6 protein-coding genes and 2 riboswitches are annotated in these 10,863 nt (G+C 68.0%); of the genes, 1 reads left to right on the top strand and 5 read right to left on the bottom strand.

Annotation, left to right across the window (positions count from 1 at the left end; all coding sequences use genetic code 11):
• Nucleotides 1–621, bottom strand: a 621-nt coding sequence (locus AC08OU_RS17420; protein WP_476605330.1) for an MMPL family transporter, incomplete at its 3' end; no start/stop codon positions are given.
• A gap of 414 nt (nt 622–1,035) precedes the next feature.
• Here AC08OU_RS17420 and AC08OU_RS17415 point away from each other — a divergent pair.
• Nucleotides 1,036–1,890 carry a TetR/AcrR family transcriptional regulator gene (locus AC08OU_RS17415; protein WP_476601144.1) on the top strand — a complete coding sequence of 285 codons (855 nt, stop codon included), beginning with the start codon at nt 1,036–1,038 and terminating at the stop codon, nt 1,888–1,890.
• A gap of 107 nt (nt 1,891–1,997) precedes the next feature.
• Here the strand turns inward: AC08OU_RS17415 and AC08OU_RS17410 are convergent, their stop codons facing one another.
• From AC08OU_RS17410 to gcvPB, 4 genes are all read right to left on the bottom strand, one after another.
• A complete protein-coding gene (locus tag AC08OU_RS17410; protein WP_462203126.1) occupies nt 1,998–3,068 on the bottom strand; it encodes a glycosyltransferase family protein in 1,071 nt (356 codons plus the stop codon).
• 619 nt (nt 3,069–3,687) lie between these two features.
• Nucleotides 3,688–5,397 carry a GGDEF domain-containing protein gene (locus AC08OU_RS17405; RefSeq protein WP_476601146.1) on the bottom strand — a complete coding sequence of 570 codons (1,710 nt, stop codon included), beginning with the start codon at nt 5,395–5,397 and terminating at the stop codon, nt 3,688–3,690.
• A gap of 588 nt (nt 5,398–5,985) precedes the next feature.
• A complete protein-coding gene (locus AC08OU_RS17400) occupies nt 5,986–6,726 on the bottom strand; it encodes an FkbM family methyltransferase (protein WP_476601148.1) in 741 nt (246 codons plus the stop codon).
• 340 nt (nt 6,727–7,066) lie between these two features.
• Nucleotides 7,067–10,252, bottom strand: coding sequence for an aminomethyl-transferring glycine dehydrogenase subunit GcvPB (gene gcvPB, locus AC08OU_RS17395; protein ID WP_476601150.1), 3,186 nt, complete (start codon nt 10,250–10,252; stop codon nt 7,067–7,069).
• 55 nt (nt 10,253–10,307) lie between these two features.
• A riboswitch (glycine riboswitch) is annotated at nt 10,308–10,431 on the bottom strand.
• A riboswitch (glycine riboswitch) is annotated at nt 10,432–10,528 on the bottom strand.
• Nucleotides 10,529–10,863: the final 335 nt, after the last annotated feature.

Genomic DNA, 10,863 nt, shown 5'->3' with positions numbered 1-10,863 from the left:
GCGGCGCACGAGCCCGAGCAGGCCGCCGATCCCCCAGGCGTTGACCCGCTCGCCGAGCACCATCAGCAGCGCCGGCAGGGCCACGACGGCGGCCAGCATCGCGACGAGGGTCACCGAGATCCCGGCGTAGCTCATCGACTTCAGGAAGAACGGCGGGAAGACGAGCATCACGGCCAATGCCACGATCACCGTCGCCCCGCTGAACAAGATCGTCCGGCTGGCCGAGCGGACCGTCCTCTCCACCGCGGTGGCGCGGTCCCGGCCCACCGCCAGTTCCTCCCGGAACCGGCTGACCATCAGCAACGAGTAGTCGATGCCCAGCCCCAGGCCGAGGGCCGTCGCCAGGTTCACCGCGAAGATCGACACATCGGTGAGATCACCGATCACCGAAAGCGCGGCGAAGCCACCCAGCATGCCGAGCAGCCCGATACCCAGCGGCAGCAGGGCGGCAACCACGCCCGCGAACGCGATGACCAGCAACGCCAACGTGATGGGAATGGCGAACGACTCGGCGGCGGCGAGGTCGGCCGAGACGTGTCCGCTGATGTCCTCCCCGACCGTCACCGCCCCCGGCGCGCCCCCACGACTCGTAATGATCAACGATGTCGGCGGCCTGGTCATCGTCCTGGATACTGGCGACGACAAGCGCCTGCCGGCCGTCCCTCGAGCGCAGCGCCGGACCGCCCCCCGTCCAGTAGGACACGACGTCCCTCGCCCCGGCCTGGGCGGCGAGATCGGCGGCAACCGTCTTTCCCGCGGCGACGACCGCCGCGTCATCCACATCGCCCGCCCGGGCGGTCACCAACAGGAGGAAGTTCGGGCGGCCGTGGAAGCGAGCGTCCAGGACGTCCTCGGCCCGGGAGGAGTCCGACGCCGGATCGTCGAACCCCCCCCGTCTGGAGTTTGCCGAAGGCACCGCCCGCGAGCCCACCGGCGCCGAGCAGCACGAGAAGCGTGAGGACGAGGACCAGACGCGGGCGGCGCGTCACGAGCGCCACGAGCGGAGTAAACACGGAACCCTCCGAAGAGCAGGCGATGCTGAAGAGAACAGTGTTCGCGATCGCTGCTCGTGTCAAGACGCATCCGTTCGCAAAGTTGACAGCGTTCTCGTCGAGACCCACCATGACCGTGGTGAGCAGTCCGGTTCCCCGTCGCGAACGACTGCGGCAGGCCACTCTCGACGAGATCAAACAGACCGCGCGCGCCCAGCTGGCCGAGCACGGCCCGGCTGCGCTCTCCCTACGGGGGATCGCCCGGGTGATGGGCATGGCCCCATCGGCCCTGTACCGCTACGTGGACAGCCGGGAGGTCCTGCTGGCCGAACTGGTCGCGGACGGGTTCGCCTCACTGGCGGAGGCCCTGGAGGCGGCCTTCGACGCGGCCGATCCGCACGACCACCTACGACGCTGGCTCCAGGTCGCCCGCGCGCACCGCCGCTGGGCCCTGGACCATCCGACGGAATACGGACTGATCTTCGGCCCCGGCATCCCCTGCGCCACGTCGACCAACGACCGGATGATCACACAGCTGCACCGCGCGGTCGCGGTGCTGTTCCGCTGCATGAGCGAGTCGACCAGGGCCGGCATGATCGACGCCGCCACGGTGGACGCCCAGCTCACCCCGCCGATGCGCGCCAGCCTACAAGCCTGGGGACGCGACCACGACGTCGCGATCGACGCCGCAGGACTCGCCGTGTGCCTGGCCGTCTGGACCCAGTTGCACGGCTTCATCTCCTTGGAGATGTTCGGGCACCTCCCCTCCGCCCTCGACGACATCGACGATCTGTTCGACCGGCAGATGGCGGACGCGATCATCCGCGTGTGGCGAGGCGGGTACAACCTCGCCACGGTGATGCCCGTCCCGCCGGCCGGCCGGCCGGCCGCGGAGTGACCACCCGGTGTCGACCAACCACCCGGTGTCGACCAGACGGTCTGGTGGTCGACGGTCGGCCGGTCGGCGGCAGCGGTTCAACTGTCCGGCGACCGGCAGCCGGACGGTCAGGCCGAGGTCCGCATTCGCCGCCCCAGCGCGTCGAGCGCGACCCGACGGGTACCCTTGATCTCCGGCAAGCGCGCCTGATAAGCTGGTGCCGTGGCCAACGGCTGGTAGAAGCCGAGCCGCGGGACGAAGTCGGTGTCGTCGTAGCCCGGCGGCCGGTGCAACGCATACGTACGACCCGGGAAAAGCAGGTCGTAGTTGTCGGCGATCTGCCAGATGGCGACGTGCGGGTCGACCCGCCGACGCTGAAAGTACGCCTCCAGAACATCGATTGTGAAACTAATCTCATGGAACTGTTTGACCAGACTGTGGTAATGCTGGCCGACCTGATACTTGATCGGTAGTTCGATCTGGAGACTATCGGAGTAGTCGAGCAGATCGAGCGCCAGAACCTTCAGTGACGTCTCGACGCCGTACCCCCGCGAGAACGCCAGCGCCGCAAAGACGTCCGCGTCGATGACGAATTCCCCGATCAGGGGCTGGATTGTCCGAGTGATGGACGGCACATACCTGGCGAGCTGTTTCGACAACAGCGACCGCAGCATCTCGGTGGTTCGCCCCCCGGGCTGCCCGTCGCCAGTGACTCTACGCGAACTTCCGTTGACGAAAAGCGGGGCGTTATCGGCAGTCACGGCGGCAGCCAGGACACCCACTGTATATGGATCGTAGCTTTCCAGATCGGCGTCATGGAAGATGAGCCGACTACCGAATGCAAGGTAGGCGAGACTACGCATCGCGCCCGCTTTGCCGCCGGTCGTGGTGGCCTCTCGACCCGCGTGGCGCTGCAGGACCGACTCTCCACGCACGACCCAGCTGGCGCCCGCGTCGGTCGCGATGCGCATCAGGCCATGTTCGTCCCCGTCCGACGACGGGTCGACAACCACGCCGATCTCGTCCAGCACGCTGCGCTCCTGCATCCAGCGTTGCCGGTTGAGTGCGATGATGTCGCCGAGAGTTCGAGCCGCCTCCGGGCCACGGGCCGGGATGAGCAGACTCAGAGTGATGCCCTTGGCGAGTTTGTCGACCTCGATCGAGTCGAGGTCGAGGCTGGTGGGTTCGAGCGTTCGCACGGACGCCCCTCTCTCGTGACCTTTCTTGGGTACGGACAGCCCGTACCGGTGATGACGTCCAGATGGGGATCTGGTGCGGCATTGCCGGCGGTATCAGACGGGCTGGGTAGGGAATCCCCCAGCCACCCCGGACCGCACGATTGGGTACCTCCGTTCACAACGCCTCATCCGCCCGAGTCGTCGCCGGTACCTCCCCGCGTGTTCCGGTTCACCACTTCCGCCTCTCGACCACCCGGGAACGACCGGTCCGCCACATGCAGGTACTGGAGCGTCAAAGTATCGGTCTTACGACCGTGTCCGTCACTCCCCATCTTTCTCGAGGGGAACAACCACCGCTTCCGGGACAAGGAGCGAACACTCGGCGCCGCACCAGCACGACACATGACCCCGCCGCGCCACGGAGGGTACCCGACCAAGCACCTGGAGCGGTTGCTCCGGGACCGATCCGAAAGAACTACCCCCGCACGGCCCGCCGATGCCACCGGATGGGCGGAATCGCTCACGGCGTCCTACTCTCTTTCGGTTATGGCCACGGAAGGAAGACCGGCGCGCGACCGGACCATCCCGAAGACGGACGATCGGGCGACGCTCGCCGGCCTGCCCGCCGCCGTGGCCGCGCTCACCATCGCGTACGCCAGGGCACCGCGGCGGATACGGCATCCGGGGCCGGGGGCTGCCTACTCAAACCAGCCGTTTCACCGACTTCATGATCACCGACGTCGTGGCCCGGTCCGGCGGAACCGATCGCGACCCGGTCCCGTCCCGCGGCTTTCGCGGCGTACAGCGCGCGATCCGCGGCTGCGACGAGCGCGAAGGTGTCGTCCGCGTGATCGGGGAGGGCCGCCGCTCCGACCGAGACCGTCACCGCGATCAGCAGAAACTCCTCGCCGCTGTCTCCCCGGACACCGGCACCCGACCGGGCCTGGCCGCGCGCCCTCGTCGGCTCGGTAGACCCCGCCGCCCCGGACTCCCCCGTTCGGGCCGGCGGGTCCAGAACTCGCGGCGCGGGCACGACGATCCGGACGGGTTCCCGTCCGACGCCGCGGCGCAGACGTTCGGCGATATCGGCGAGGGCGCCTCCCCGGACATTCAGCGTGAGCAGCGCGAACTCCTCACCCCCGTAACGGGCGACGACGTCACCGGGACGGGTCACGACCAGCAGTCGCCGAGCCACCTCCGTCAACACCTGATCACCAGCCGGATGGCCGAATCGGTCGTTCACCGACTTGAAGTGGTCGACGTCGACGAGGATCAGCCCCATTCCGGATCCGGTGCGTCGTACCCGACCGGCCGCCAACCGCATCTCGGCCTCCAGATAGCGGCGGGTACGCAGGCCGGTCAGCCCGTCCGTGATCGCCAGACGCCGCTGGTCGGCCTCCAGGCCCGCCATCCGAACGATGATCAGAATCATCATGATCGCACTTACGGCCACGACGACCAGCAGATCCCGTAGATCACCACGGATCACCTGCACGGCCAGCACGGTGGGAGCCACCAGCCCGGCGCTCGACAGTGCCACCAGGCGCCAGCCGCTGCGCGCCTGCGCACGCGGGGGCGCCGGCCGCGTGAGGTCGACCATGGTCGGATGCAGCGCGGCGGCGCCGAGGGCGAGGTTGCCCGTCAACCAGATCGCGTCGAGGTAGTTGCCGACCTCGAAGGCCCCGTTCGTCTGCTGCGCGACGTAGATGGTGTCGGCGGTCAGGATGGCGAGCAGGTTGCCCGCCAGCAGGAAGAAGGCGGGTGGGCGGCTCCCGTGCCCCACCACGAGACGGATGGCCACCCCCAGCAGCGCCAGATCCATCGCCGGATAGGCCACCGAGGTGACGCCGACGAACAGCTCCTGGCCCGCACGCACCTGCGGCGCGATCAGGTAGAGCCAGGACAACAGAACCGCCGCGAGCAGGAACATCGACCCGTCGAGCAGGCCGGCGATGTCCCGTTCCTGGGTCCGTCGCCGGGTCAGCAGAACGAGACCGACGACGAGCAGCGGGTAGTGGCCCAGATACAACGCATCCGGCAAGGCCGGATAGTCTGTGATGTCAAGCACATAGTGAAAGATGTAGAAGGCGCCATCGCCTATGGCGTACATCACCTGGCTGATTCCGATCAGCAACCAGGGACGTCGGTCGGTCAGCTCCTGGCGTTGCAGGCCGAGGAACACGGCCCCCGCGGCCGAGGTGCTGAGGCAGAGGTAGATGACCAGCCGGACGACGCGTGGGCCGCCGGTCGTGGGAAGCTGGCCGTAGACGAGGATGGCGATCAGACCGAGACAGAGATAGACGAGCCAGACGTGGCTACGCCAGGCGCGCCGCCACGATGGAGCCGGCATCACCCCTCGGTTCGCGACGCGGGATCCGTGCGGGACAGCGGGCGTGGCAGCGGTGCCGGGGTCCGCCGGGAAGTCCGGACCGGTGCGTCGCCCGGCTGGGCGTGATGCCGTCGATGGGCGTTCGTTGTCGGGTTGACCGAGGGAATCGGACCTGTCGACCATGCAGGACCGGCTGGCGGTGAACAGCCGCCCCGGAAGGACCGGGCCATGAGCAGCCTCTCAGTGTGAACATGCGGGTGGCACGCGTACCGGCCGCGTACGCCTGTGGTGCCTTGCGGCATTCCGTTGCCGCTCACGGCACCCACAGCAACACTGATCCCACCCGCCTGGCTTCGGCGGGTCGAACGACGAGTCGAACGCCGCGACCTGCTGAAACCGTATCGAATGGTTGCTCTTCGTACAGGAGCGTTTGAAGCCTGATGGGTACTCTTATCTGATCATTTGTCCACTCATTGTGCGGGATCCGCCCCGCTCGGACGGATCCCGGCTGGGGCGGTCACGAAGGGCGAGCCTCGCCCGGACCACTACGAGCTGATGATCGGAAAGTCAGGCTGACGACCGCCGTCGCGGACGTTTCCGCGACGCACCTCAGGGGTGGGCGACGAAGTTGAAGTGCGCCCCCGACGCGAAGGCCGCCCGGAACATGGGCAACGTGTAAGGACCGTCGCCGTCCAGATCGAAGATGCGCAGCCCGAGATCACTGTCGACGAGCGTGTACATCTCGTCGGCCGTCGTGCCGTAGTCCCGGGCACCGGCACCGAACTCGAAGACGAGATACGGCCGGCTGAAGCCGATCAGCTTCTGGCCGCCCTTGAACACCCCGTACTCCGCCCCCTCGACGTCGACCTTGATCAAGGCTGGCCGGTAGTCGGCCGGCATCGCGTCGTCCAGCGTCTCGACCGCGACCTCGATCTGTTCGACGTCCTCGCTGTCGGGCACCCGATCACGCAGCCCGCTGTAGGCGGGCCTGCTACGGACGTAGGTGAAGGGCAGCACCCCCGGCCGGTCGGCGAGCGCGGCCTGCCGTACCTCCACCGCCGGGAAATCGGTGGTCAACGCCGCGGCCATGTGCGGCAACGGCTCATAGGCGACGTGCCGGCCTCCCGGGGCGTGCTGGAGGATGATCCGGAGAACGTCACCCTTGTGCGCGCCCACGTCGATACAGTTCGAGTCCTCCCGGAGAACGAAGGACAGCAGCAGCGCCAGATGCCGATCGTCGCTGCGATTGCGGCGGGCGGTAGGGACGACGTTGTCACGCACCAGCTTCAGCGCCGGACCGAGGCCGATGTCGACCGCCACCCGCCGGGCCCTTGCCAGCTGTTTTTCCATCCGAGGATCCATCCGCCGTGGCCTCCTGTTGTTCAAGCGGCGACCTGCCGGAGTGTCATCGCCGAATGACCCGTTATGACAGTCAGTACACCACTATTGGGCGAACATGATCCATGGTCAAGACCGGTAACAGGAATTTCAAGTCCACTTCATTCCCGCTCGGACGAGCGGACGAGCGGACGAGCGATAATCCTTACGCCACGAAGAGTTTGACTTCTGAACTCTTCCGTCAGGGAAGGGTTTGGAGGTCGCGGCAGACTACCCAGCGGGACCGTTCGGCCTCGCATCGGCCGCCGCCGCGATGGAGAAGATCGACGGCGGCCGCGTCAGCATCCCGTCTTCAGCGGGCCCCCGCGAGAATCTGCTCGTCGACCGGCTCCGCGGCGAAGGATCCCACCGGTGGGCAGGTGCAGACCAGGTTGCGATCACCATAGGCGCCGTCGATCCGACGTACCGGGGGCCAGTACTTGGCGGCCCGCAGCGAAGCGACGGGATAGGCCGCCACCGATCGCGGATAAGCGTGCGACCATTCGTCGGCGGTAACCATCTGTGCGGTATGCGGAGCATTATTCAGGGGATTGTCGGTCCGCGGCCAGATACCGTCTCCAACCTTTTCCACCTCGGCCCGAATGGAGATCATCGCGTCGCAGAAACGATCGATCTCGCCGAGATCCTCACTCTCCGTCGGCTCGACCATCAGTGTTCCGGCAACCGGGAAGGACATGGTCGGAGCATGGAAACCGTAGTCGATGAGACGCTTCGCCACATCGTCCACGGTGACGCCGGTCATCTTCGTCAACGGCCGTAGGTCCAGAATGCACTCATGGGCGACCAGCCCGTCCCGGCCCGCGTAGAGCACCGGATAGTACGGACGCAGCCGGTGGGCAATGTAGTTGGCGTTCAGGACGGCCACCGAGGTCGCCCGGCGCAGGCCATCCGTACCCATCATCCGGATGTAGGCCCACGGAATCATGAGAATTCCGGCCGAGCCCCATGGGGATCCCGAGATCGGGCCCACTCCGGTGGCCGGTCCGGCCTCCGGCCGCAGCGGGTGGTTCGGCAGATAGGGTAGGAGTTTCTCGACCACGGCGACCGGGCCGACCCCCGGACCCCCGCCACCATGCGGGATGCAGAACGTCTTGTGCAGGTTCAGGTGGCTCACGTCGGCCCCGAACTGCCCCGGCCTGGCGAGCCCCACCAGAGCGTTGAGGTTCGCTCCGTCTACGTACACCAGGCCGCCGGCCTCATGCACGATCGCGCACGCCTGCCCGATGCCCTCCTCGTACACACCATGGGTCGACGGGTAGGTGACCATCAGCGCCGCCAACGCGTCCGCGTTCGCGCGGGCCTTGCGGGCCAGATCGTTCAGGTCGACGTTCCCGTCGTCGTCACAGGAGACGACGACCACCCGCATTCCCGCCATCGCGGCGCTCGCCGCATTCGTCCCATGCGCCGAGGAGGGAATGAGACAGATGTTTCGCACCACGGACCCGGGAACAGCATGATCGCGGTGATAGGCCCGGATGGCGAGCAGCCCGGCGAGCTCACCCTGACTGCCGGCATTCGGCTGGAGGGAAACCCCCGCATACCCGGTGATCTGCGCAAGCCAACGCTCTAGGTCCTGAATCATCGCGAGATATCCGGCGGCCTGGCCCAGCGGAGCAAATGGATGGATGTCGGCGAATTCCGGCCAGGTGACCGCGGCCATCTCCGTGGTCGCGTTGAGTTTCATCGTGCACGACCCCAAGGGGATCATGCCCCGGTCGAGAGCCAGATCAAGATCGGACAGTCGACGCAGATAGCGGAGCATCGCGGTCTCCGACCGATGGTCGTGGAACACCGGATGTTGCAGGTAGGGATCCGTACGCACCAGTTCGGCGGGCAGCGCCACCAGCTCGTCCGCCATCTGGTCTGCCTGGTCCGCGCGGGCCATGAGATGATCGCTCGCCGCCACGACGGGCCCGGTCCGAGCCCCGGTCCGGATCCCGCTTTCGGTCTCGGTCTCGGTCTCGGTCCAAGTGATGCCCGCCGTGGCCTCCGGGCCCACCCCGAAGGCCGACCAGACGGCCCCCAGCTCGGCCCGGCCCGTCGTCTCGTTGCAGGAGATGCCCACGTGGTCATCGTCGACCAGCCGCAGGTTCACTCCCCGCGCCAACGCGTCCGCAACCACCTGGGCGGCCCGGCCCGGTACCGCGGCGAGGACGGTGTCGAAGAACGCGTCGTGCACCACCGTCACACCGGCGGCGCGCAGGCCTTCGGCGAGGCGCACCGCGTGCCCGTGGAGGCGACGCGCGATCCCGGCCAGGCCCTCCGGGCCGTGGTAGACCGCGTACATAGAGGCGAGTACCGCGGGCAGCACCTGGGCTGTGCAAATGTTGCTCGTCGCCTTTTCCCGCCGGATGTGCTGCTCACGGGTCTGCAGGGTGAGCCGGTACGCGGGTGCGCCGTCCGCGTCGACCGATACCCCGACGAGCCGCCCCGGCAGGGACCGCTCCAGCCCCTTGCGCACTGCGAGGTAGCCGGCGTGCGGGCCTCCGAAGGACAGCGGTAGCCCGAACCGCTGCGTGCTCCCCACCGCGATGTCCGCGCCGAGATCACCAGGCGCCCGCAGCAGGGTCAGCGCCAGCGGATCGGCGGCGATCGTGACGACGATGCCGCGCTCCCTCGCCGCTGCGATCACACCACGCACATCCCGCAGGACGCCCGCCGGCCCGGGATAAGACAGCAGCAGGCCGAAGGTCGCATCCAGTTCCGCCGGGCCCACGGCCGTGAGTCCGGCGGCGAGATCCGCGACCACCACGTTGATCCCCAGCGCCTCCGCCCTGGTCGCGACCACCGCAATGGTCTGCGGGAGGGTGTCGGCCTCGATGAGGAACGTCGTGCGGGAACCCTTCGCCGTCCGGAACGCGATCTGCATCGCCTCGGCCGCCGCGGTCGGCTCGTCCAGCAGGGAGGCTCCGGCCACCGCCAGGCCGGTCAGATCAGTGATCATCGTCTGGAAGTTGAGCAACGCCTCCAGGCGGCCCTGGGAGATCTCCGGCTGGTACGGCGTGTACGCTGTGTACCAGGAGGGGCTCTCCAGGATGTTGCGCTGGATGACTCCCGGCATCACCGCGGGATGGAACCCCAGCCCGATCATCGAGGAAACCGGTCGGTTCCTGCTACCGAACGCGCGTAGGGCCGCGAGCACCGCGGGTTCACTCAGCGCCGCGGGAAGATCCAGATCCTGGTCACGGATGCTCGCCGGGACGGCCGCATCAGTGAGCGCGGCCAGTGATTCCACGCGCAGCGCATCCAGCATCGCCCGTTGGGAGGACGGGTCCGGGCCGATGTGCCGATCGGCAAACCGCGGGATGGCCGCGGCGGGCAGCCGCCTCGCACCGTTCCTGCCCACCGCCGCGGCGCTACCCTGCCGCGGCGCCCCCGACCGCGCGTGCGACGACGCGGGAGCGGTCGTGGCGGTCGTGGCGGCCATGGCCGGTCCATCGGCATAGGGGGTGTCGTCGTACTCGGTGACGTCAGGCATGATGACTGCTCCGGAGGTCGGGCGACGACGGATCATGCCGGCGCCGCGGCGGGCCTCCCCCTCTGTCATAGGCCTGAGAGCTTCACCGGCGCCGCCGCCGGCAGTCCGGGGAGCTGCGGGCGGGGAACGCGGCTTTCACCGTCGGCGGGACACCTCACGGCGTCCACTTTCCAGAGTTGCCTGACCCGGCGGTTGGGGGCCTGAGAGTTTATGGGGAGAGCTTGCTCCTTCGGCGTCCCGACCAGCGAGCGACCGGGACTCTCCCGCACAGGTGTGAGCGGCATCGGTATGGAGTTGTGGGACGGGGCACGGATGACCCGGGGATGCCTACCAGGAGCGAATGATCGGCTCCCGACTGGCGCCGGTCCCCTCGACGCCGGCTGCGTTCAGCCACGATTCCACTCCCCGAACACTAGCTGCGGGAGCCCCGCGGACCAACCAGTGACCCCCACCGAAACCTGTTCGCAACATGAACCCACGAACCCGTGGAGCCGTGGGCCGTGGCCACGGGACCATCGGTCGTCCGCCATCCGATCCTGCGGGCGGAGGCGGCGGCCTCGGCGTCAGGGCCGCCCGCCGGTAGGCGATACGAGCGCGGACATCTATGTATC

Source organism: Frankia sp. CcMO1, assembly GCF_977945845.1.
The sequence above is the reverse complement of the archived record's forward strand: the minus strand, read 5'-3'. Positions and strand labels throughout refer to the sequence as shown.